This window comes from Actinomycetospora atypica, from assembly GCF_042653685.1.
In the GTDB taxonomy this organism is placed as follows: domain Bacteria; phylum Actinomycetota; class Actinomycetes; order Mycobacteriales; family Pseudonocardiaceae; genus Actinomycetospora; species Actinomycetospora atypica.
On the sequence record NZ_JBHSIV010000039.1, the window covers coordinates 1 to 22,356 of the forward strand.

The 22,356-nt window shown below is 73.2% G+C and carries 19 protein-coding genes and 1 pseudogene; 12 read left to right on the forward strand and 8 right to left on the reverse strand.

Translation table 11 applies throughout. The features are described 5' to 3' along the window. Positions 1 to 293 (forward strand): annotated as a pseudogene (locus tag ACFPBZ_RS25085) (hypothetical protein); the annotation flags it as partial. Between the two features lie 16 nt (positions 294 to 309). Here ACFPBZ_RS25085 and ACFPBZ_RS25090 read toward each other — a convergent pair. Next, positions 310 to 2,115, reverse strand: coding sequence for a S9 family peptidase (locus ACFPBZ_RS25090; RefSeq protein WP_378038848.1), 1,806 nt, complete (start codon positions 2,113 to 2,115; stop codon positions 310 to 312). 72 nt (positions 2,116 to 2,187) lie between these two features. Between ACFPBZ_RS25090 and ACFPBZ_RS25095 the strand changes: the two genes are divergently transcribed. Beyond that, positions 2,188 to 2,517, forward strand: coding sequence for a YbaB/EbfC family nucleoid-associated protein (locus ACFPBZ_RS25095; RefSeq protein WP_378038882.1), 330 nt, complete (start codon positions 2,188 to 2,190; stop codon positions 2,515 to 2,517). Then, complete coding sequence (gene recR / locus ACFPBZ_RS25100; protein ID WP_378038849.1) at positions 2,518 to 3,147, forward strand: recombination mediator RecR; 630 nt, start codon at positions 2,518 to 2,520, stop codon at positions 3,145 to 3,147. Between the two features lie 45 nt (positions 3,148 to 3,192). On the opposite strand, the gene leuA is transcribed toward recR, so the two are convergent. After that, positions 3,193 to 4,986 carry a 2-isopropylmalate synthase gene (leuA, locus tag ACFPBZ_RS25105; protein WP_378038883.1) on the reverse strand — a complete coding sequence of 598 codons (1,794 nt, stop codon included), beginning with the start codon at positions 4,984 to 4,986 and terminating at the stop codon, positions 3,193 to 3,195. Between the two features lie 263 nt (positions 4,987 to 5,249). On the opposite strand from leuA, the gene ACFPBZ_RS25110 reads away from it, so the two are divergent. The 5 genes from ACFPBZ_RS25110 to ACFPBZ_RS25130 all read left to right on the forward strand — a co-directional run bounded on the left by ACFPBZ_RS25110 (position 5,250) and on the right by ACFPBZ_RS25130 (position 10,215). Beyond that, positions 5,250 to 5,615 (forward strand): hypothetical protein, encoded by a 366-nt coding sequence (locus tag ACFPBZ_RS25110; RefSeq protein WP_378038850.1) that lies wholly within the window; start codon positions 5,250 to 5,252, stop codon positions 5,613 to 5,615. A 119-nt stretch (positions 5,616 to 5,734) separates the two neighbouring features. Next, positions 5,735 to 7,000, forward strand: a complete 1,266-nt coding sequence (locus ACFPBZ_RS25115) for an aspartate kinase (RefSeq protein ID WP_378038851.1) — start codon at positions 5,735 to 5,737, stop codon at positions 6,998 to 7,000. A gap of 5 nt (positions 7,001 to 7,005) precedes the next feature. Beyond that, the gene (locus tag ACFPBZ_RS25120; RefSeq protein WP_378038852.1) at positions 7,006 to 8,058 is read left to right on the forward strand and encodes an aspartate-semialdehyde dehydrogenase; all 1,053 of its coding nucleotides are present in this window, start codon (positions 7,006 to 7,008) and stop codon (positions 8,056 to 8,058) included. A 79-nt stretch (positions 8,059 to 8,137) separates the two neighbouring features. Further along, positions 8,138 to 9,631: a catalase gene (locus ACFPBZ_RS25125; protein WP_378038853.1), complete on the forward strand. Its 1,494-nt coding sequence runs from the start codon at positions 8,138 to 8,140 to the stop codon at positions 9,629 to 9,631. 107 nt (positions 9,632 to 9,738) lie between these two features. After that, the gene (locus ACFPBZ_RS25130) at positions 9,739 to 10,215 is read left to right on the forward strand and encodes a Dps family protein (protein WP_378038854.1); all 477 of its coding nucleotides are present in this window, start codon (positions 9,739 to 9,741) and stop codon (positions 10,213 to 10,215) included. A 63-nt stretch (positions 10,216 to 10,278) separates the two neighbouring features. Here the strand turns inward: ACFPBZ_RS25130 and ACFPBZ_RS25135 are convergent, their stop codons facing one another. Both ACFPBZ_RS25135 and ACFPBZ_RS25140 read right to left on the reverse strand, forming a co-directional pair. Then, entirely contained in the window at positions 10,279 to 11,094 is an 816-nt protein-coding gene (locus tag ACFPBZ_RS25135; RefSeq protein WP_378038855.1) for an ANTAR domain-containing protein, read from the reverse strand. 37 nt (positions 11,095 to 11,131) lie between these two features. Further along, on the reverse strand, positions 11,132 to 12,052 hold the full coding sequence (locus ACFPBZ_RS25140) for an SDR family oxidoreductase (protein WP_378038856.1): 921 nt from the start codon (positions 12,050 to 12,052) through the stop codon (positions 11,132 to 11,134). 87 nt (positions 12,053 to 12,139) lie between these two features. Between ACFPBZ_RS25140 and ACFPBZ_RS25145 the strand changes: the two genes are divergently transcribed. Next, on the forward strand, positions 12,140 to 12,688 hold the full coding sequence (locus tag ACFPBZ_RS25145) for a TetR/AcrR family transcriptional regulator (RefSeq protein WP_378038857.1): 549 nt from the start codon (positions 12,140 to 12,142) through the stop codon (positions 12,686 to 12,688). Here ACFPBZ_RS25145 and ACFPBZ_RS25150 read toward each other — a convergent pair. Continuing rightward, complete coding sequence (locus tag ACFPBZ_RS25150; RefSeq protein ID WP_378038858.1) at positions 12,685 to 13,434, reverse strand: HpcH/HpaI aldolase family protein; 750 nt, start codon at positions 13,432 to 13,434, stop codon at positions 12,685 to 12,687. The genes ACFPBZ_RS25145 and ACFPBZ_RS25150 overlap by 4 nt on opposite strands. 4 nt (positions 13,435 to 13,438) lie before the next feature. After that, the gene (locus ACFPBZ_RS25155) at positions 13,439 to 15,286 is read right to left on the reverse strand and encodes a S9 family peptidase (protein WP_378038859.1); all 1,848 of its coding nucleotides are present in this window, start codon (positions 15,284 to 15,286) and stop codon (positions 13,439 to 13,441) included. A 58-nt stretch (positions 15,287 to 15,344) separates the two neighbouring features. Between ACFPBZ_RS25155 and ACFPBZ_RS25160 the strand changes: the two genes are divergently transcribed. The 3 genes from ACFPBZ_RS25160 (at position 15,345) to gabP (ending at position 18,355) form a co-directional block, all read left to right on the forward strand. Next, positions 15,345 to 16,139 carry an SAM-dependent methyltransferase gene (locus ACFPBZ_RS25160; RefSeq protein ID WP_378038860.1) on the forward strand — a complete coding sequence of 265 codons (795 nt, stop codon included), beginning with the start codon at positions 15,345 to 15,347 and terminating at the stop codon, positions 16,137 to 16,139. A gap of 75 nt (positions 16,140 to 16,214) precedes the next feature. Beyond that, on the forward strand, positions 16,215 to 16,946 hold the full coding sequence (locus tag ACFPBZ_RS25165) for an enoyl-CoA hydratase (RefSeq protein ID WP_378038861.1): 732 nt from the start codon (positions 16,215 to 16,217) through the stop codon (positions 16,944 to 16,946). 35 nt (positions 16,947 to 16,981) lie between these two features. Next, positions 16,982 to 18,355, forward strand: coding sequence for a GABA permease (gene gabP / locus ACFPBZ_RS25170; RefSeq protein ID WP_378038862.1), 1,374 nt, complete (start codon positions 16,982 to 16,984; stop codon positions 18,353 to 18,355). A gap of 3 nt (positions 18,356 to 18,358) precedes the next feature. Here the strand turns inward: gabP and ACFPBZ_RS25175 are convergent, their stop codons facing one another. Beyond that, positions 18,359 to 19,804, reverse strand: coding sequence for an HAD-IB family hydrolase (locus tag ACFPBZ_RS25175; protein WP_378038863.1), 1,446 nt, complete (start codon positions 19,802 to 19,804; stop codon positions 18,359 to 18,361). Then, positions 19,791 to 22,223: a glycerol-3-phosphate 1-O-acyltransferase gene (locus ACFPBZ_RS25180; protein ID WP_378038864.1), complete on the reverse strand. Its 2,433-nt coding sequence runs from the start codon at positions 22,221 to 22,223 to the stop codon at positions 19,791 to 19,793. Before ACFPBZ_RS25180 ends, ACFPBZ_RS25175 begins: the two co-directional genes overlap by 14 nt. Positions 22,224 to 22,356: the final 133 nt, after the last annotated feature.

The following is a 22,356-nucleotide window of genomic DNA, read 5'->3' on the forward strand; positions in this document are numbered from 1 at the left end:
CCGCCGCCGCGGCCGCGGCGCCCGCCGGTCCGGAGGCGTCCGGGTCGCCGGCCCGCCCCGACGCGTCGTCGGGACGGGGAGCCGCCCGACCGGCCGCGCAGGCCCCGGACATCCCGCCGCCGCCGGAGCCGCCCGACGAGGACGAGGTGTCCGAGGAGGACATGTACGCCGAGGCGCAGGACGGCGGGGGCGGCACCGTGGATCGTCGGACCCCCGACGACATCGCCATGGAGCTGCTCACCGAGCAGCTCGGGGCCCGCCGGGTCGACGGCGCCACCGGTCCCGCCCGCTAGGCCGGGCCCGGGGGACTCAGCCGAGGACGCGCGTCACGAAATCGATGGCCCGCGGGTAGGCGTCGAGCCGGTTGGCTCGCTTCGCGAGCCCGTGGCCCTCGTCGCCGTAGACCACGAGCTCCACCTCCACGCCGTTCCCGCGCACCGCCGCGGCCACCTGCTCGGCCTCGGACAACGGCACCCGCGGGTCGTTCGCGCCGTGGATGACGAACAGCGGGGCGCGGACGTCGCTGATGCGGTTGAGCGGCGAGGCGCGCTCGAGGAACTCGCGGTCGCGCTCGAGCGAGCCGTACTCCCGCTCCCGGTGGGCGCGGCGGTAGGGCGAGGTGTTCTCCAGGAACGTCACCAGCGAGGACATCCCGACGATGTCGACGCCCGCCGCCCACAGGTCGGGCTGGAAGGCGGCGCCCGCGAGCACCATGTAGCCGCCGTACGAGCCGCCCCACAGGGCGGAGCGGGCGGGGTCGAGGCCCAGGCGGGGCAGGAAGGCATGGATCGCGGCGAGGTCGGCGACCGAGTCGAGGCGGCGCTCGACGTCGTCGAGGGAGTACCAGCGCTTGCCGTAGCCCACCGAGCCGCGGACGTTCGGCACCAGCACGGTGTGGCCGCGCGCCACCAGCGCCTGGGTGATCGGCGAGAACGAGCGCACCGCCTGGCCCTCGGGCCCGCCGTGGATGATCAGCACGCTCGAGCCCGACGGGGTGGCGGGGGAGTAGACGAAGCACGGGACCGTCTCGCCGTCCGGGGTCGGGATGCCGACGCTCGTCGGGGTCACCAGCTCCAGGCCCTCGAGGTCGCCCGACGACGAGGCCGCGGTGCCGCTGCGCCCGGTGGCGGCGTCGACCAGGACGACGTCGGCCGGGATCGTCGGGGACGTCCAGGTCAGCGCGAGCCCGCCGGAGTCGGCCGACCAGCGCGGCAGCGTCAGGAAGTCGCCCACCCCGACGTCGGGGGTGACGACGTCGAGCCGGTGCTCGCCGGTCGCGGCGTCGTGGACGGCGAGCCGGGAGGCGCCGTCGTCGTCGGTGACCACCAGCAGCAGGCGCCCGTCGGGGGAGAGCCGTCCGGAGACGTCGTGGGCGTCGTCGGTGACGAGGTACTCGATCGTCCCGGTGTCGGGGTCGAGGCGCGCGATCCCGGTGTGGTCGCGGTCGTGGTCGGTGGTGACGAGGGCGGCGGAGCCGTCGGGGAGCCACTGCAGGCCGGTGTGGAGGGCGGGCTCGTCGGCGGGGGTGACCTCGGTGGTGGTGGCGCCGGCGAGCAGCAGCACCTGCGAGCTCATCGCGGGCCCGCCGGGCCTCGTCATGAGGGCCCGCGAGCCGTCCGGGGACACCGCGGCGCCGCCGACCATGCCGCCGCCGTCGTAGAGGACCGTCTCCGCGTCGGTGGTGAGGTCGCGGAGCACGAGGTCGAAGTCGACGCCGTTGCGGCGGTTCGTGGCGTAGACGACGCGGGCGCCGTCGAGGACCTCGGCGAGCGAGTGGATCGCGGCCGGGTCGCGCACGAGGGGCGTCAGGCCGTCGACGGTGAGCGGCTCGGCGACCTCGTCGGGACGAAGGGTGGACAGCTGGGCGCGCTCGTTGCCGTCGGTGTCGTGCGAGACGAGGACCGTGCGGGGCTCGACGCCCTTGAGGTAGCGGCCCGAGCAGGCGCCCTCGAGGGCGGTGAGCGTGCGCCGCGAGCCGTCGGGGGCGAGCTCGACGAGCTGCACCGTGCCCGAGGTGTCGTCGCCCGCGAGGACGTGGCCGTCGGCGCCGACGTCGAACGCGCGCCAGGTGCGGACGGACAGGAGACGGTGCACGAGATCGGCGGTGTCGCTCACCGGCCCCACTCTGCCCGGTTCGCCCGCGCGAACACGTCCTACCCTGGGGGCGTGCAGCCAGAACAGCCGGACATGCCCGACATGGGTGCCCTCCTCCAGCAGGCCCAGGCCATGCAGGAGCAGCTCATGAACGCCCAGGCCGAACTGGCCGAGACCGAGGTGACCGGCCAGGCCGGGAACGGTCTCGTCACGGTCACCCAGACCGCCGCGGGGGAGATCCGCGGCCTCACGATCGACCCGAAGATCGTCGACCCCTCCGACGTGGAGACGCTCCAGGACCTCGTCCTCGGGGCGCTCGCCGACGCCGCCGACGCCGCGGCCCAGCTCCAGGCCGAGAAGATGGGCCCGCTCGCCGGCGGGCTCGACATGGGCGGGCCCGCGGGTCCGCAGCTGGGGATGTAGGTGTTCGAAGGCCCGGTCCAGGACCTGATCGACGAGCTCGGACGGCTCCCCGGGATCGGGCCGAAGAGCGCGCAGCGCCTGGCGTTCCACCTCCTCGGGGCCGAGGAGGCCGACATCACCCGGCTCCAGGACGCCCTGGGCCGGGTGAAGGTCGGCGTCGTGTTCTGCGAGGTCTGCGGCAACGTCAGCGAGAAGCAGCGCTGCCGGATCTGCGCCGACGCCCGCCGCGACGCGACGCTCGTCTGCGTCGTCGAGGAACCCAAGGACGTCATGGCCGTGGAGCGCACCCGGGAGTTCCGGGGGCGCTACCACGTGCTGGGCGGGGCACTCGACCCCATGGGAGGCATCGGCCCCGACCAGCTACGCATCCGGGAACTGCTCCGCCGCATCGGCGGCCAGGAGACCGAGGGCGGCGAGCGGGAGCCGGAGATCGCCGAGGTCATCCTCGCGATGGACCCCAACACCGAGGGCGAGGCCACGGCGACGTACCTCGTCCGGCTCCTGCGCGACTTCCCCGGCCTGTCGGTCACGAAGCTCGCCAGCGGGCTGCCGATGGGCGGCGACCTCGAGTTCGCCGACGAGCTGACCCTGGGCCGGGCCCTCGCCGGTCGGAGGCCCACGTCCCCGTGAGCACTGATCCGTGTCTGGACACGGATCAGTGCTCACAGGACGAAGTCACCTCAACGCGCGGTTCACGGCCGACACCACGGCCTTGAGCGAGGCGGTGAGGATCGAGCCGTCGATGCCGATGCCCCAGACCTCGAGGTCGCGACCGGCGCCGTCGCCCACCGCGGCCTCGACGTAGGCCGCGGCCCGGGCGTCGTCCCCGGCCGACATGGCGTGCTCCGCGTAGTCGAGGACCCGCACGTCGTAGCCCACCGAGGCGAGGGCGTCGACGAACGCCGCGATCGGGCCGTTGCCGACGCCGGTCACCTCGTGGATGTCGCCCTCGACCCGCAGGGTGGCCTCCAGCTCGGCCTTGCCGTCGTCGTGCGTGGATACCCGTGAGCGGACCAGCTCCAGCGGCGTGCGCCGCAGCAGGTACTCCTCGGCGAAGATGTCGTACATCTCCTTGGCCGAGACCTCGCCGCCCTCGGTGTCGGTGACCTCCTGGACGCGCCGCGAGAACTCGATCTGGAGCCGGCGCGGCAGCTCCATCTGGTGCTCGGTCTTCATCAGGTAGGCGACGCCGCCCTTGCCCGACTGCGAGTTGACCCGGATGACCGCCTCGTACGTGCGGCCGACGTCCTTCGGGTCGATCGGCAGGTAGGGGACCTCCCACGGGTGCTCGTCGATCGGGTGCCCGGCCTCGTCGGCCTGGACCCGCATCGCCTCGAGGCCCTTGTTGATCGCGTCCTGGTGCGAGCCGGAGAACGCGGTGAAGACGAGGTCGCCGCCCCAGGGGTGGCGCTCGCCGACGGGGAGCTGGTTGCAGAACTCGACGGTGCGCCGCACCTCGTCGATGTCGGAGAAGTCGATCTGCGGGTCGATGCCCTGGCTGAACAGGTTCATGCCCAGGGTCACGAGGCAGACGTTGCCGGTGCGCTCGCCGTTGCCGAACAGGCAGCCCTCGACGCGGTCGGCGCCGGCGAGCACGCCCAGCTCCGCCGCGGCGACGCCGGTGCCGCGGTCGTTGTGCGGGTGCAGCGACAGGATGATCGAGTCGCGGCGCGCCAGGTGGCGGTGCATCCACTCGATGGAGTCGGCGTAGACGTTCGGGGTCGCCATCTCCACCGTCGCCGGCAGGTTGACGATCATCGGCTTCTCGGGCGTCGGCTCCCAGACGTCGCCCACGGCGTCGACGATCTCCTTGGCGTAGGAGAGCTCGGTGCCGGTGTAGGACTCGGGCGAGTACTGGAAGCGCCAGTCGGTCCCGGGGCGCTTCTCGGCCTCCGCGCGGACGAGCTTCGCGCCGTCGACGGCGATCTTCGTGATGCCGGCGCGGTCGGAGCGGAAGACGACGCGGCGCTGCAGGATCGAGGTCGAGTTGTAGAGGTGGACGACCGCGGAGTGCGCGCCCTCCAGCGAGGCGAAGGTGCGCGAGATCAGCTCCGGCCGGGCCTGGGTCAGCACCTGGATGCGGACGTCGCGCGGTACCGCGTCCTGCTCGATGATCTCGCGGACGAAGTCGAAGTCGGTCTGCGAGGCGGCGGGGAAGCCGACCTCGATCTCCTTGTAGCCCATGCGCACCAGCAGGTCGAACATGCGGCGCTTGCGGGCGGGGGACATCGGGTCGATCAGGGCCTGGTTGCCGTCGCGCAGGTCGACCGCGCCCCACAGCGGCGCCTTGGTGATGCGCCGGCCGGGCCAGGTGCGGTCGGGCAGCGAGACGTCCTCGACCTCGTTCTCGAAGGTCGTGTAGCGGTGGACGGGCATCCGGCTCGGGCGCTGCGTGTTCCACGCCGGCTGGTCGGCCGGGATGTCGCCGTCGGGGTGGATGACGGTCTCGCGGATGCCGGCGGACGGCATGTCGGGAGTGATGCTCATGGGAGGTCTCCGTGCTGCGGTGCGGGGTTCCCGGAGGACGAGGTCCGGGGCGACCGGCGAGCGCGCATCACCCGCGGCAGGGAGCCGGTCTCGGTCAGGCCCCGCCGCGGCTGGGAAGGAGCAGCACGCTGAACATCGTCGCCCACGGTAGACCCCCGGCCCGGGTGACGGGCAACCCGCTCCACCGGGTGATCCAGGTCCCACCCGGAGGGACCTTGCACTACCACCCGGTAGGAGGGCGTGCCATGATCTACGCCATGTCCCAGGACGCCGAGACCGGCACCCAGCGCAAGGCGAACACCTCTCAGGACCTTCGCGCGCTGGCGAGCAAGTCCATGTCGCTCGCGGCCTCGGTCATCAAGATCCTGTGCACGATCTTCGCGGCGATCCTCGTCATCCACATCGTGCTGACGGTCGCCGGGGCCAACCCCCAGAACGGCATCACGACGTTCTTCGCCAACGCCGCCGACAGCCTCACGCTCGGCATCGGGGACCTCTTCCTCCCCTCCAGCGAGTCGCTCAAGGTGATCCTCAACTACGGCCTCGCCGCCGTGGTCTGGCTGGTCATCGGGGCCGTCGTCGCGCGCATCCTCAACGCCCTCGCGCCCTGACCGGGGTCGGGTCCCGCGGGCGCCGTCTCCCGTGACGTGAGTCCCGGCCACGGCCGGGACGCCTCGGCTAGGGTGGCGGGCGATTCCTGCAGGTACTCCGCCCCGGAGGTCGGTCGAACGTGGCGCTCGTCGTCCAGAAGTACGGCGGGTCGTCCGTCCAGTCCGCGGAGCGCATCAAGCGCGTCGCGGAACGGATCGTGCGCACCCGCAAGGACGGCAACGACGTGGTCGTGGTCGCCTCCGCGATGGGGGACACCACCGACGAGCTGACCGACCTGGCGCTCGCGGTGCACCCCAGCCCGCCGCCGCGGGAGCTCGACATGCTCCTGACCTCGGGCGAGCGCATCTCCAACGCGCTGCTGGCCATGGCGATCAACGCTCTCGGCGGGCGCGCCCGGTCGTTCACCGGCTCCCAGGCCGGGATGATCACCACGGGCAAGCACGGGGACGCGCGCATCGTCGAGGTGACGCCGGCCCGCATCTTCTCGGCGCTTGCCGAGGACGGGGTGGCCCTCGTCGCGGGCTTCCAGGGCGTGAGCGCGGACTCCAAGGAGATCACCACGCTCGGCCGCGGCGGGTCCGACACCACCGCGGTGGCGATGGCGGCGGCCATGCAGGCCGACGTCTGCGAGATCTACACCGACGTCGACGGCGTCTACTCCGCCGACCCGCGCATCGTCCCGAACGCGAAGCTGCTCGAGACCATCACCTACGAGGAGATGCTCGAGATGGCCGCGTGCGGCGCGAAGGTGCTGCACCTGCGCGCGGTGGAGTACGCCCGCCGCGAGGGCGTGCCCCTGCGGGTGCGGTCCTCCTACACCGACCAGCCCGGCACGACGATCGTCGGGTCCATCGAGGAGCTCAGCGTGGAACAGGCCGTCCTCACCGGCGTGGCGCACGACCGGTCCGAGGCCAAGGTGACCGTCGTCGGTGTGCCCGACAAGCCCGGCTTCGCGGCGCGCATCTTCCGCGCGCTCGCCGACGTCGACGTCAACATCGACATGGTGCTGCAGAACGTGTCGCACCTGATGACGGGCAAGACCGACGTGACGTTCACGCTGCCGGTCAAGGACGGCCCGCGCGCCGTCGAGGCCCTCACCGCGGTGCAGGGCGAGGTCGGCCACGAGGACGTCATCTACGACGAGCACGTCGGCAAGGTGACACTGGTCGGCGCGGGGATGCGCAGCCACCCGGGCGTCACCGCCACGTTCTGCGAGTCGCTCGCCGAGGCCGGCGTGAACATCGAGATGATGAACACCTCGGAGATCCGCATCTCCGCGCTCATCCGCGACACCCAGCTCGACGACGCCGTGCGCGCCCTGCACGAGGCCTTCGACCTCGGCGGCGACACCGAGGCCGTCGTGCACGCCGGAACGGGAAGGTGACTCCCATGACCACCCTCGCCATCGTCGGGGCCACCGGTGCGGTCGGCTCCGTCATGATCGACATCATCGACGCGCGCGAGACCGTGCCGTGGTCGGAGATTCGGCTCATCGCCTCCCCGCGCTCGGCCGGGCGCCGCCTCACCGTGCGCGGGCAGGAGATCGAGGTCGTCGCGCTCTCGGAGGAGGCGTTCGACGGCGTCGACATCGCCATGTTCGACGTGCCCGACGACGTCAGCGCCGCCTGGGCGCCCGTCGCCGCCGCCCGCGGGGCGATCGCGGTCGACAACTCCGGGGCCTTCCGCATGGACCCGGACGTCCCGCTCGTGGTGCCCGAGGTCAACGCGGCCGCCGCGCACTCCCGGCCCAAGGGCATCGTCGCGAACCCGAACTGCACGACGCTGTCGATGATGGCCGCGGTCGGCGCGCTGCACCGGGCCTTCACCCTCACCGAGCTGGTGGTCGCGAGCTACCAGGCGGCCTCGGGCGCGGGCCAGGAGGGCATCGACCGGCTGCAGGCGGAGATCGCCGCGGTGGCGGGCAAGGACGTCGGGAACCGCTCGGGCGACGTGCGCGAGGCGCTGTCGGCCGCGGGCCTGTCCGACGAGTCCCCGTTCCCGGCCCCGCTCGCGCTGAACGTGGTGCCGTGGGCCGGCTCGTGGCGCGAGGGCGGGTGGAGCTCCGAGGAGCTCAAGGTCCGCAACGAGTCGCGGAAGATCCTCGGGATCGACGACCTCAAGGTCTCCGCGACCTGCGTGCGCGTCCCGGTGATCACCACCCACGCGCTCGCCGTGCACGCGACGTTCGCCTCGCCGGTCGACGTCGAGACCGCCCGCCAGGTGTTCGCGGCGCAGCCGTCGATCGTGCTGGTCGACGAGCCCCGCGAGGGCCGGTTCCCCACGCCGGCCGACGTCGTCGGCGAGGACCCCACCTACGTGGGGCGCGTGCGGCAGGCGCTCGACTTCCCGAACACGCTCGACTTCTTCGTGTGCGGGGACAACCTGCGCAAGGGCGCGGCGCTCAACACCTACGAGATCGCCGAGGAGCTCGTCCGCTCCTGATTCCCGGACGGGCTTCACGGACGGCCGCGTAGGGCACTCTCTCCGGGACGGCGTACACCACAGCCGACGAGGAGTGACCGTGACCCAGAACGACCTCACCACGAACGTCGCGACCGACGACGCCGGGATTCCGGTACAGAGCCAGGAGTTCTCGCTCACCGTCGGTCAGGGTGGACCCCTGCTGCTGCAGGACCACTACCTGATCGAGCAGATGGCCAACTTCAACCGCGAGCGCATCCCGGAGCGCCAGCCGCACGCGAAGGGCTCCGGCGCCTTCGGCACGTTCGAGGTGACCCAGGACGTCTCGCGCTTCACGAAGGCCGCGGTGTTCCAGCCCGGCGAGGTGACCGAGGGGATCATCCGGTTCTCCACCGTCGCCGGCGAGCGGGGCAGCCCCGACACGTGGCGCGACCCGCGCGGCTGGTCGCTGAAGCTGTACACCCGCGAGGGCAACTGGGACATGGTCGGCAACAACACGCCGGTCTTCTTCGTCCGCGACCCCATGAAGTTCCAGAACTTCATCCGCTCGCAGAAGCGCCGCGCCGACAACGGGCTGCGCGACCACGACATGCAGTGGGACTTCTGGACGCTCTCGCCGGAGTCGAAGCACCAGGTCACGTGGCTCATGGGCGACCGGGGCGTGCCCGAGACCTGGCGGCACATGAACGGGTACTCGAGCCACACCTACATGTGGATCAACGCCCAGGGCGAGGAGTTCTGGGTGAAGTACCACTTCATCTCGGACCAGGGCGTGCAGACCATGACCCAGGACCGCGCCGACGAGATGTGCGGGATCGACAACGACTACCACCGGCGCGACCTGTTCGACGCGATCGCCCGCGGTGAGTTCCCGTCGTGGACGCTGAAGGTGCAGGTCATGCCCTTCGAGGACGCGAAGACCTACCGCTTCAACCCGTTCGACCTGACGAAGGTGTGGCCGCACGGCGACTACCCGCTGCAGGAGGTCGGGCGGCTCACGCTGAACCGCAACCCGGTCGACTTCCACACCGAGATCGAGCAGGTCGCGTTCGAGCCGAACAACCAGCCCCCCGGCCTCGGGCTCTCGCCCGACCGGATGCTGCTGGCCCGCGGGTTCTCCTACGCCGACGCGCACCGCGCCCGGCTCGGGGTCAACTACAAGCAGATCCCGGTCAACGCGCCGAAGAACCCGACGAACGCCCAGACCCACGCGGGGGCGATGCGGGTGGTCAACTCGGTCGACCCGGTGTACGCGCCCAACTCCAAGGGCGGCCCGCAGGTCCCGCAGGGCCACGTGAACCAGGTCCCCACCTGGTACGCCGACGGCGACATCCAGCGCGCCGCGTACGTCCAGCACCCGGAGGACTCCGACGAGGGCCAGGCCCGCACGCTGATGATGGAGGTCTGGGACGACGCCGCGCGCGAGCGCTTCGTCACCAACGTCTCGGGCCACCTCGCGGGCGGGGTCGGTGAGGACGTCCTCGAGCGGGCGTTCGACTACTGGAAGTCGATCGACCAGGGCATGGGCGAGCGCGTCGAGCGGGCCACCCGCGAGGCCCTCGGCCAGGAGGTCCCGCAGCTCTCCCAGAGCTGATCCGCCGCCACGACAGCACGACGACGGGCCCGGCCGCAGGAATGCGGACCGGGCCCGTCGCTGTTGTATCTATCAGCACGGATCACCAGCTCAGGAGGCAGAAGACCATGGCAGGCGCACCCATTACGAGCCCGCTCCCCGCCGAGGCGCAGGACGTCGTCGGCCGGGTGCTGCAGGAGGCCGTCGCCGACCTCACCGACCTGTCGATCATCGGCAAGCAGGCGCACTGGAACGTGCTGGGCCGCACCTTCCGCGACGCGCACCTCCACCTCGACGAGCTCGTCGACCTCGCCCGCACGCAGACCGACCAGGTCGCGGAGCGCGCGGCGACCCTGGGCGTCTCGCCCGACGGGCGCGCCGAGACCGTCGCCAAGACCAGCGGCCTGCCGGCGTTCGACGAGGGGTGGCACTCCGTCGAGGAGGTCACCGCCGCGGTCGTCGAGATCCTCGCGGTCCTGATCCAGCGCCACCGCGCCCGGATCGCCGCCACCTCCGACGCCGACCCCGTCACCGAGGACCTGCTCATCGGGCAGACCGCGGCGCTCGAGGAGGCCCACTGGATGTGGCAGGCCAAGCAGGCCTGACCTTCCGCGCGACCGACCCCCCAGGGCATCGCCGGCTCCGGCCGGCGGTGCCCTGCGTCGTTCTCAGAGCTCGGAGCGCCGCTGCGAGAGGGTCCGGGCGAGGTCGCGGAGCTTGACGTTGAGGTCCTGCGAGGTGCGCCGCAGGATGTCGAAGGCCTCGTCGGCGGTGGCTCCGCGGCGCTCCATGAGGATGCCCTTGGCCTGGCCGATCACGTCGCGCGACTCGAGCCCCTCGGTGAGCTGGGCGGTCCGCAGCTTCTCGGCCTCGAGGTGGCGGGCCGCGCGCAGGGCGACGGCGGCGTGGGCGGCGAGGAGCAGCATCGAGTCGCGGTCGACGCCGTCGACGTCGTCGGGATCGGAGAAGTACAGGTTGAGCGCCCCCAGCCGCGGCCGCTCGCCGCCGGGGAACATGCCCGTGGCGCACACGGCCCGGAAGCCCAGCTCGGCCACGCGCGGGCCGAAGCGGGGGTAGCGCTCGTCGTGGGCGAGGTCGCGGCTGACGGTGAAGGCCGAGCTCGAGTCGGCGGTGACCTCGATGCAGGGCCCCTCGTTCGTCCCGTACTGGATCTCGTCGGCCCGCGAGGCCGTCGGGTCGGTCTCGACCGGGGTGTGGAAGGTGCCGTCGGGCTCCCGCAGGGTGACCGAGACGGTCGCGGTCTTCGGCCCGATCTCGGCGGCCCGGCGGACCACGCGCTCGAGGACCCCGACGACGCCCTCCTCCGGCGGCACGGTGAACAGATCGTGGCTCAACGCCAGGAACTGCTCGGCGAGCGGCCCGAGCTCGTCCTGCCGCGGCAGGACGACGCCGTCGACGCTCTCACCGTGCCCGTCGTCGACGAAGCGGCGCCGGGCCAGCATCCACTGCTCGTCGGTCGCCATGACACGGTGTCTGCCCCGGTCGGTGGGCCTTCAACCATCACGCGTACTTGCTGCCGGAACCCGCCTCGAAGTAGTGCCCCTTCTCGAGGTCCTCCAGCAGCCCGGGCCCGGTCGGGGCCCAGCCCGTGACCTCCCGGGTGAGGGCGCTGGAGGCCGGACTGTCGAGCCCGAGGAACATCGCGAGGAAGCCGAAGTGCTCCCCGGCCTCGTCGTCGGGCACCGGGCGCACCGGCACGTCGAGGTGGCGCCCGATCACCTCGGCGATCTCGCGGACCGGCACGCCCTCGTCGTCGGCCCCGTGCAGGACCGACCCGGCCGGCGCGACCTCGATCGCCAGGCGGAAGAGCCGCGCCGCATCCTGCACGTGCACGGCCGTCCAGCGGGCCGACCCGTCCCCGGGGAAGCCCGCGACGCCCCGCCGGCGGGCGATCCCGACGAGCGTGGGGACGAAGCCGCCGTCGCCCTCGCCGTGCACCGTGGGGGAGAGGCGGACGACGCTCGAGCGCAGCCGCGGGGCGAGGCCGAGGGCGAGGTCGGCGCTCGCCTGCCGGCCGGCGGCGGGGGTGCCCGGGAGCGGGACGTCGCGCTCGGTGGCGGGCCGACCGTCGGCGAGCCCGAGGATCCCGCCGGCGATGGTGAGCGCGCCGCCGTCGGGCAGCGCCCCGCCCAGGGCCTCGATGGCCGCGAGGTCGGAGCCGATCGCCTCGGCGTAGCCGCCCGAGAAGGCGACGTCGTGGCGGAAGGCGAGGTGGACGACGGCGTCCGCGTCGGCGGCGGCCGCGCGCAGGACGTCGAGGTCGCCGATGTCGCCCCGGACGGCGGTGGCGCCGGCGGCCTCGACCGCCGCCGCGGAGGCGTCGGAGCGGGCGAGGCCCCGGACGTCGTGGCCCGCCCGGACGAGCTCCGGGACGACGGCGGAGCCGATCCAGCCGGAGGCACCGGTGACGAAGACGCGCATGGGGACGACCTCTCGAACTCTCATGTCAGGGACTGACATGGACCGTACACTGCGATGTCAGGTGCTGCCATCACTAGACTCTGGCTCATGGGTCGTTGGGCACCGGGCGCGGGCGGCCGCCTGCAGCAGGCGGCCTACGAGCTGTTCGCCGAGCGCGGCTACGAGCAGACCACCGTCGCCGACATCGCCGCGCGCGCCGGGCTGACCGAGCGGACCTTCTTCCGGCACTACACCGACAAGCGCGAGGTGTTCTTCGCGGGCCAGGACGGCCTCGTCGACCTCGTGGTCGGCGGGATCACCGACGGCCCGCCCCTCGAGGCGGTCGTCCGCGCGTTCGAGGGCGCGACGTCGTTCTTCGCCGACCGCCGCGCCGGCGCCCGGGTGCGCCAGGAGGTCGTCGACGCCCACCCCGAGCTGCAGGAACGTGAGCTCGCGAAGCTGGCCCGGGTCGCCGCGGGCGTGGCGGCGGCGCTGCGCGGGCGCGGGGTGGGGGAGCCGGCCGCGACGCTCGCGGCCGAGTCCGGCGTGACGGTCTTCCGGGTCGCGTTCGGGCGCTGGGTGGCCGAGGACGCCGACCGCGGGCTCGACGAGGTCCTGCGGGAGACCTTCGCCGAGCTCCGCGCCGTCGTCGGCTAACCGAGCGCCGTCCCCAGGTGGCTGCGGGCGGCCTGCTCGAGGTGGGTGAGGTCGCTCGCGACGCTGACCCAGGTGAAGCCCTCCGCGAAGCGCCGGGCGGCCCCGTCCCCGCTCGGGGTGTGGATGCCCGCGACGACGCCGGCCGAGGCGGCCGCCGCCCGGACCCGCTCGAGGGCGGCGGCGAACACGTCGTCGTAGGCCGGGTCGTCGGGAGTGGCGCCGCCGAGGCCGAGCCGCAGGTCGGACGGGCCGATGTAGAGGCCGTCGACGCCCGGGGTCGCGGCGATCTCCTCGACGTTCTCCAGACCCTCGGCGGTCTCGATCATCGGGAGGCAGAGCACGGCCGCGTCGGTCTCCGCGGGCGTCGTCGGGAACCGCAGTTCGGCGCGGACCGGGCCCATCGAGCGTCGTCCCACGGGCGGGTAGCGGCACGCCGCGACCGCGGCGCGGGCGTCCTCGGCGGAGTTCACCATCGGGATGATCACGCCCGCCGCGCCCGCGTCGAGCGCCTGCCCGATCCAGAACTGCCGGTTGTCCTGCACCCGGACGAGCCCGGCGCAGCCCCGGGCGTCGAGCGCGGTCAGGCCGTCGAGGATCGCCCGGTAGTCGAGCAGGCCGTGCTGGGCGTCGAAGCAGACGTAGTCGTAGCCGGTACCCGCGATCCGCTCGACGGCCTGCGGGTTGTCGCTGAGCACCCAGTAGCCGACGGTCCGCGCCCCGCTGCGCAGCTTCTCCGCGAGAGTCATGGGGTCATCCTCCGATCGGGACGGACAGGTCGAGGGCGCGGCGCACGAACGCGATCTCGGCCGCCGTGTGGCGCAGGGTCTCGGCGACCACGAGCGAACCGTGCCCGGCGTCGTAGCGCACCATCGCGTAGGGCTTGCCGCGTTCGGCGAGGGCGGCCAGGTAGTTGTCGATCTGGCGGATCGGGCAGCGCGGGTCGTTCTCGCCCGCGAGCACCAGCACCGGCGCGACGACCGCGTCGACGTAGGTCAGCGGCGAGGCCGTCCGGTACCGGTCCGGCACCTCGGTGGGCGAGCCGCCGAACAGCGAGCGGTCGAAGGCCCGCAACGGCTCCATCTCGTCCTCGTACGCCGCGAGGTAGTCGGCCACCGGCACGCCCGCGGCCCCGACGGCCCAGCGCTCCGGCTGCACCCCCAGGCCGAGCAGCGTGAGGTACCCGCCCCACGACCAGCCCTCGAGCACGCACGCCCGCGGATCGGCCAGGCCCGACTCCACGGCCCAGGCCTGGACGACCGCGAGGTCCTCGAGCTCGGTGGTGCCCGGTCGGCCCTCGATCGCGTCGCGCCACGCCGTGCCGTAGCCCGACGACCCGCGGTAGTTCACGTGCACCACGGCGAAGCCCGCGTCGAGCCACACCGCCCGCACGGCGGAGTACCGGTCCTCGTCGGCCGCCTGCGGACCGCCGTGGATCATGAACAGTGTCGGGACCGGGCCCTCGGTGCCCTCGGGTCGCGCGTAGAGCGCGTGGACGTCGCCGCCCGGGCCCGGGACCCAGGCGTCGTCGAGCCGGACCGACGGGGCCGGCCGGTCGCCGGGCGGGGTGAGCAGCACCTCGTCCGTGCCGTCGGGCCGCAGCACCCGCACCGACGACGGCTGCTCCGCCGAGGACCAGCCGTACTCGATCGAGCCGTCGGGCCGTACGTCCGCGCCGCCCACCGAGCCCTGCGCGGTGGGGAGGTCGGTCAGCTCGCGGGTCTCGAGGTCGAAGCGGTGCAGCGACGTCCGGCCGGCGCGGGTGTGCGCCACGATCAGCGCCCTCGCGTCGGGGTAGAAGCCGGCGCTGACGTCGCCGGGGAGGTCGATGTCGAGCTCGGTCTCGGTGCCCGTCACCGGGTCCCAGATCAACAGCTCGTCGCGGCCGCGGCGCTCGTGGGCCACGAGCAGGCGGCTGTCGCCCGCCACCGGCGCGAACTCCACGGGGTCGAGCCCCTTGCCCTCGCCGTCGTACAGGTCCGCGACCGCCGAGCCGTCGGCCACCGTGAGCACCCGGATCGCGGGATGGCGGGAGTCGCCGTGCTCGGAGTGGGAGATCGCGAGCAGCGACTCGTCGCGCGAGAGGGCGCCGATGCCGGCGTCCTCGGTGTGGGCGTAGACCGTCCGCAGGTCGGTCTCCCCGACGCGGACGGCCAGCACCGAGCCGTCGTCGGTGGACCAGCCGATCGCGGTGGTCGTCGTGCCGAGGTCGAGGCCCGCCGGGTAGCCGCGCTCGGCGCCCGGCACGGCCGGGGCGGCGTCCCCGCCGGCGAACGGCTCGCACACCCAGGTGCCGAACTCGTCGCCGTCGGTGTCGTCGAACCACCAGATCCACTCGCCGTCGGTGGAGACGGTGGCCCCGCGGGTGCCGTTCGGCCGGTCGGTCACCTGCCACTGCTCGCCGCTGCCGCGGTCCCAGGCGTAGACCTCCCACGTCCCGCTCGCGTTGGAGGAGTAGACGCTGCGGGCCGGGGCGTCGCGGGCCCAGTCGGGCACCGAGATGCGGGCGGCGGTGAACCGCCCGCGCCATCGGGCCTCGGCCTCCGGATCGGCGAACAGGGCCTCGGGGACGTCCACGGTGGGGTCGGTACGGGTGTCCACGGCCCGATCATGCCCGGCCCGACGGGTTCCGGCGCCCGTCGGGCAGGATGCGTGCGCGATGGAGCGTGACGCGACGAGTCGGACGGATCCGCCCGACGACGACCTCCCCAGTCCGGCCCGCGCCTTCGACTTCCTGCTCGGGGGCGACGCGAACACCCTCGTCGACCGGGAGTTCATCGCCGCCGCCCGCGTCGTCCTCCCCGACATGGCCCCGATCGCGCGCGACGTGCGGACCTTCTCCCGGGCCGTCGTCGGCCACCTCGCCGCCTCCGGGATCGACCAGTTCCTCGAGATCGGTTCCGGCCTGCCGACCGTGCGGCCCGTGCACGAGGTCGCGCCCGGGGCCCGCGTCGTCTACGTCGACGTCGACGACCGCACGGTGGAGCACGCCCGGCGCCTGCTGCCCGACCGGCCCGGCCTGGTGGCCCTGCAGGGCGACGTCCGGGACGTCCCGGCGATCCTCGCCGACCCGGCGTTCCGGAGGACGATCGACCTCGCCCGCCCCCTCGGCGTGCTCCTCATCGGCCTGCTCCACTACGTGGAGGAGGCCGAGGCGCGGCGCGCCCTGCGCGAGCTGCACGCGGCCGTGGTCCCCGGCAGCGTCGTCGCCGTCAACGCGATCACCGACGTCGGCCGACCCGACATCACCGACTGGGTCGCCTACTCCCACCAGGGCCTGTCCTACCCGCCGCGGCTGCGCCCGCTCGAGGAGCTGGCGCAGTGGTTGGCCGACTGGGAGATCCTCCCGCCGGGTTGGGTGTCGGCGCCGCACTGGGTTCCCGACGATGCCGCGGTCCCGGGCCCGGCGGAGACCCGCTCCGCTCAGTGGGGTGTGGTGGCCCGGCGGGTCTGAGATACCGGCGGCCTGAGCGTGGCGCCTGACTGACGTCCAGTGTCAGCGACGTGCCATCGCTGACACCATGGCGAGGTGATCGACTCCCTGGCCCACGGCGCCGTAACCGAGCTCCGCATCGCCCGGCCCGAGCGGCGCAACGCCCTCGACACCGCGCACTGCCGGGACCTGCACGCGGCCCTCGACGCCGCGCTCGCCGACGGCGCCCGGGCGATCGTGCTCACCGGGGAGGGCACCGCGTTCTGCTCCGGGGCCGACCTGCACACCGTCGGCGACGCCGGCTTCCTCGACGCGCTCTACGCGATGCTGCAGCGGGTGGTCGAGGTGCCGGTCCCGGTGGTCGCCGCGGTGAACGGCCCGGCGATCGGCGCGGGCACGCAGCTGGCGATCGCCGCCGACCTGCGCGTGGTGGCCGAGGGCGCCGTGTTCGGCCTCCCCACGGCCGGCCTCGGGCTGGCGGTCGACCCGTGGACCGTCCGCCGGCTCGCGCTGCTGGCGGGCGGCGGGCCGGCGCGCCGGATGCTGCTGGCGTGCGAGCGGCTCGACGTCACCGCGGCGGCGGGGCTGGTCGACCGGCTCGGGACCCCGGACGACGCGCTCGCGTGGGCCGGGGAGATGGCGGAGCTGGCCCCGCTGACGCTCGCGTACAACAAGCTCGCCGTGAACCGGCTCCTCGAGGACGCCACCGACCCGGAGACCCTCGACGCCCTCGGCGCGGCGTTCTCCGCCTGCTGGGCGAGCGACGACCTCGTCGAGGGCCGCCGGGCCCGGGAGGAGAAGCGCGCGCCGCGCTTCGTCGGGAAGTAGGTTCTCCCGCAGCGGACGCACCTCGGGGGGGCCACGTGACCGGTACCGAGCAGGAGTCGGGCACGCAGTTGCAGGCGGGTCTGCGCGACCGCCACGTCACGATGATCAGCATCGCCGGGGTGATCGGCGCCGGCCTGTTCGTGGGGTCGGGGACGGCGATCTCCACCGCAGGCCCGGCCGTGCTGCTCTCCTATCTGTTCGCCGGCACGCTGGTCGTACTGGTGATGCGGATGCTGGGGGAGATGGCGGCCGCCCGGCCCGACTCCGGCTCGTTCTCCACCTACGCCGACGACGCGATCGGGCCGTGGGCGGGCTTCACCGTCGGGTGGCTGTACTGGTGGTTCTGGGTGCTCGTGATCCCGGTGGAGGCGACGGCCGCGGCCACGATCCTCAACTCCTGGGTCGACTCCGTCCCGCAGTGGGCCTGGGCGCTGGTGATCACGGCGCTGCTCACGCTCACCAATCTCTTCGACGTGTCGAACTACGGCGAGTTCGAGTTCTGGTTCGCCCTGCTCAAGGTGGTCGCGATCGTCGCCTTCATCGTCTTCGCGGCGCTGGTCGTCGCCGGGGTCCTGCCGATCGGCGACGTGAGCGGGCTGTCCAACCTGGTGTCGCAGGGCGGCTTCGCGCCGAACGGGTTCGGCGCCGTGGTCGCGGCCGTGCTGGTGACGATGTTCAGCTTCATGGGCACCGAGATCGTCACGATCGCGGCCGCCGAGTCCGACCGCCCGGCCGAACGGATCCGCAAGGCCACCCGCTCGGTGATCTGGCGGATCTCGATCTTCTACCTCGCCTCGATCCTGCTGGTCGTCGCCATCGTGCCGTGGACCGATCCCCGCCTGCCCGACGACGGCTCCTACCAGGCCGCGCTCGACGTGCTCGGCATCCCCGGGGCGAAGGCGATCGTCGACGTGGTCGTCCTCGTCGCCGTCGCGAGCTGCCTGAACTCGGCGCTCTACACCGCCTCGCGGATGATCTACTCGCTCGGCCGCCGGGGGCAGGCGCCGGACGCGGTGACCCGGACGACGGCCCGGGGCGTCCCGCGGACCGCCGTGCTGGCCTCCACCGCGATCGGGTTCCTGACGGTGATCGCGAACTACGCCTTCCCGGAGGAGGTCTTCGCGACCCTGCTCGCCACCTCCGGGGCCGTGGCGCTGCTGGTCTACCTCGTGATCGCGGTGTCCCAGCTGCGGATGCGTCGGGCGCTCGAGCGCGACGGGACCGACATGCCGGTGCGGATGTGGGCCTACCCGTACCTGACGTGGGCGGTCGTCGTGATCATCCCGGTGATCCTGGTCTACATGGCCACCCGCGAGGGCTCCCGCTTCGACCTCGCGATGACGGCGGTGATCGCGCTCGCCGTGGTGGTGGTGTCGGTGGTGGTCACGCGCCGGCAGCGGGACGCGTGAGGGTCAGTCCTCGCCCGGCCAGTTCGCCAGCGTGGTCAGGTACTGCTGACGGACCTCCTCGACGCGCTCGTCGAGCTCGGAGGGGTCCCAGGACGAGACGTCGATCGGCGGCAGCACCGCCACCTGCACCACGCCCGGGTGGATGACCATCGCGTTGCGGCTCATCAGCTCGCCGGTGTTGCGGAAGACCAGCGGTACCACCGGCACCCCGGCCTGGCGGGCGACGTGGAACGCGCCCTTCTTGAACGTCCCCGGGCTCGGCGTGGCCGAGCGGGTGCCCTCGGGGGCGATGACCACCGAGACCCCGGAGCGCAGCCGCTCGACGGCGGGCTCGAGGGCCTTGCGCGCCTGCGCGTTGTCGCTGCGGTCGATGAACGCCGTCTCGAGCAGCCGCATCAGCGGGCCGAACAGCGGGTTCGTCGCGAGCTCCTTCTTGGCGACCGGCGCGAAGTTGCCGCGCAGCAGGCCGCCGAGGACGAGCACGTCGAGCTGGCTCTGGTGGTTGAACAGGAAGACCGCGGGCTGGGCCTCCCAGATGTGGTGGCCGCCGTGGATGTCGAGCTGCACCCCGGAGGCGAGCAGCGAGAGGTCGCCGCCGAGCCCGATGCCGAGGTTCAGCCCCGCGCGGCGGGAGCCGCCGACCAGGCCGAGCCCGAGGCCCGTGACGAAGCCGCCCATCATCCCGGCGTAGGTGCCGACGGTGCGCGCGACCTGCAGCGGGGTGGTCCACGGTCGCCCGGGGAGGTCGACGGCCGGCCAGCCCCGCTCGGCGGCGGCACGGCGCAGGCCCGCCGACGGGTTGAGCGCGGTGGGGCGGCCCACGGTCGCGAGGAAGGCGACGTCCTCGTTGCCGTTGGAGTAGGCGAAGCTCTGGTCGAGGTCGACCCCGTGCTCGGCGGCGAAGTCCTTCACCGCGGCGGCCTTGCCCTCGCCGTAGGGGCTGCGGCCGTCGGGGTGCCCGGTCAGCCGGCCGTCCTCGCCGACCTCCACCGCCGTGTAGATCTGGTGCGGGATGCCGAGCGCCTTCGCGGCGGGGTCGGTCTGGAAGCGGGTCGCCGACGACGCGAGCACCACGGTGTGGCCCCGCTCGAGGTGGGCGCGCACCAGCCGCCACGACTCCGGGTAGACGGAGGGCCCGATCTCGTCGCGGAAGAGCTGCCGCCCGAGCTTCTCGAGCTCCTCGGGGGTGCGGCCCGCCCAGAGGCGCAGCGTGATCCCGAGGAACTTGACGAAGTCCTCCTCGGTCTCGATCCCCTGCGTGCCCGCGAGGAGCGTCTTCACGGTGGCCGAGGCGTTGAGGTCGAGGGTCTTGACGTGGTGGCGGATGAACGCCGCCACCGAGTAGCCCGCGATCACGGTGCCGTCGAAGTCGAAGAAGGCGCCGACGGCGGGGCCCTCCGGGGAGTTGCGGACGTCCTCGAGCAACGTCGCGGGATCAGGGCCGGACACCGGTGCTCTCCTGTCGGTTGCGGGCATCGGTCTCGTCGATGCGGACGACCCGGCCCACGACGGCCCGGACCTCGTCGGCGAACGCGCGTCGGCGCGCCGCGAGCTCGGTGCTCGTCCCGTTCTCGGGCAGGGTCACGAGCCCCCTGTTCCCCGCGAGACGCAGGGCCGAAGCGAACAGCTCGCGCGAGAGGGCCTCGGGACCGTGCAGCCGGCCCTGCAGCAGGAGCTGCTGACCCACCGCCGAGCAGTCGTCGAACAGCTCGGCCTCGACGACCGGCCGCTCGGGCTCCCACGCCGCGAGGCGCTCCGCGAGCAGCCACTGCGCGTCGACGAAGGAGCGCAGCACGCGGTGCGCGCAGAGGAACGGGCTCGCGAGCAGGATCTCCTGGGTCCGGGCGACGGGTCGGCCGACCTCGGTCCAGTCGGGGTCGATCAGGGAGAGCTCGTCGGCCAGCTCGCTGCGGAACGTCTCCTTGTCGGGGAAGAAGAACTCGTACTTCAGCAGGTCGCGCAGCGCCAGGGCGTGGGTGAACCCGGCGGCCAGCGCCTCCCGGCCGTCCTCGACGTCGTCGACCTCCAGCACCGCCAGCTCGACGATGGCCCGGTTGACGAAGTGGTGGATCGCGGAGTTGCGGTAGAACGCGGCGACGATGTGGTGGCCCGGCTCCACCGAGAACACCGGCTCGGTGCCCTCGGTGTAGGCGGTGACGACCTTCTCCTGGCGCAGCGAGAGCAGCGCCTCGGCGACGCCGCCGTTGGTGCGCAGCGACTCGATGCCGGTGTGCGGGAGCTTGCGCGCCTCCACGTAGTCGAGCACCGGCTCGACGACGCGCCGCACCTGGGAGAGCGTCAGCGCCCGGTCGCGGACCCCGAGCAGCGCGAGCGCCGCGAGCGCGATCGGCGTCACCGGCGTGACCCGGTTGATGCGGACGAACACCTCGAAGGCGGTCTTCTGCAGCGCCAGCCGGCGAGCGGGGGAGTCGCCGTTCTCGTCGAGCGAGTCGGGATCGCGCTCGAGCCCCGGGTCACCGGCCAGGGACAGGGACTGCCGCAGCGAGAGCGGCTCGCCGAAGCTCACGTGCACCGCGCCGACCCGACGACGCTGGGCGCGTGCGTACCCCGCGAGCCAGCGCACGCCCTCCGGGGTCTTCGGGGCGCCCGCCTGCTCGGCGGCCATCTGGTGGACCTCCTGCAGCTGGTCGTGCGTGATCGACACCGGGACCAGGTAGACGTCGGAGGTGCGACGGGTCTCCACGGCGTGGGCCACGTCGGAGAGCAGGCCGTACTTGGGCGGGCGCAGCTTGCCCGTCCGCGACCGGCCGCCCTCCATGTACCACTCGAGGTTGAACCGCTTGGCCGCGAGCCAGGAGAAGTACTCCCGGACCATCGCCTTGTAGACCTCGTCCTTGCCGAAGCTGCGGCGGATGAAGATGATCCCGCTGCGCCGGGCCAGGGCCTCGAGGCCCCAGATCCGCAGGTTGTTGCCCCCGAGCACGTGGTTGCGCGGGAAGTCGTTCTCCCGCAGCACCTCGGCGAGGACGAACGGGTCGGTGTACGAGCGGTGCGAGGGCAGGAAGACCAGCGCGTGCTCGGCGTTGAGCTTGCGCAGCGGCTCGAGCCCGCTGGTGTCGGCGTGGACCTCCCAGGCGCGCTCGTGCATCGGGCGCAGCACGCCAGAGAACATGTCGACCGCGGTGGGGTCCATCGCCGCCACGAGGCCCTGCAGGTGCTTCTCGGCCTCGGCGGCCACCTCGACCTCGTCGCGCCCCGTCTCCTGCGCGACGCGGCGCACCTCGCGGGCGAAGTGCGCGCCGCCGACGATCTGGTCGCTGACCTCGTGCGGGACCTTGGACCGGTTGCCGAGCACGCTGCGCTCGGCCCGGTCGAGGGCGAGCGCGGCCTGCTGGGAGACGAAGCGGACGAAGTCCTCGGTGTCGGTCGACATCCGCTCCCGGCGGTGGCGGACCAGGAGTTCGCGGGCCGTGGCGGGGCGCCCGACGACGATGCGGTACCGGCGGCCCTCGCCGCGGTCCTGCTGCTCCCGCGCGGCCCGCGCCCGGTCGCGCAGCTTCGACCGGCGCGTGACCCGGTCGAGCAGCCGCAGCAGCGGCTTCTCCGGCTCGGTGACGGCCGGCTCCCACAGCAGGCGCACGGGGACGAGCAGCGGGTTGTCCCCGCCGGTCAGCCGGCTCGCGAGCTGCTCGCTGCCGGTCGGCAGCGACTCGACCCGCCGGGCGTTGGCGGGCTGCGCGTCGGCGAGCCAGCGGTCGATGAGCCGCCGCTCGAGCACGCTCGGCGCGTCGACCAGGACGACGAGGGGGCGGTCGCCGGAGTCGGGCAGGACACCGTCGGCGAGGGCGGCGCGGACGGTCACGGGCAGGTCGCCCGGGACCGGCGCGAGGTCGGTCGGAGACTCCACGGTGCACCTCCCGCGCGTGGCGCCCGCGGGGCGTCGACGAGCTCCGGCGCGGGTGCGACCACCCTACCCGGCGGTTTGACCTTCGGCGCCGTGCGTGCGCCCCGTGCCCCGCGCCACGGGGCGGACGCACATG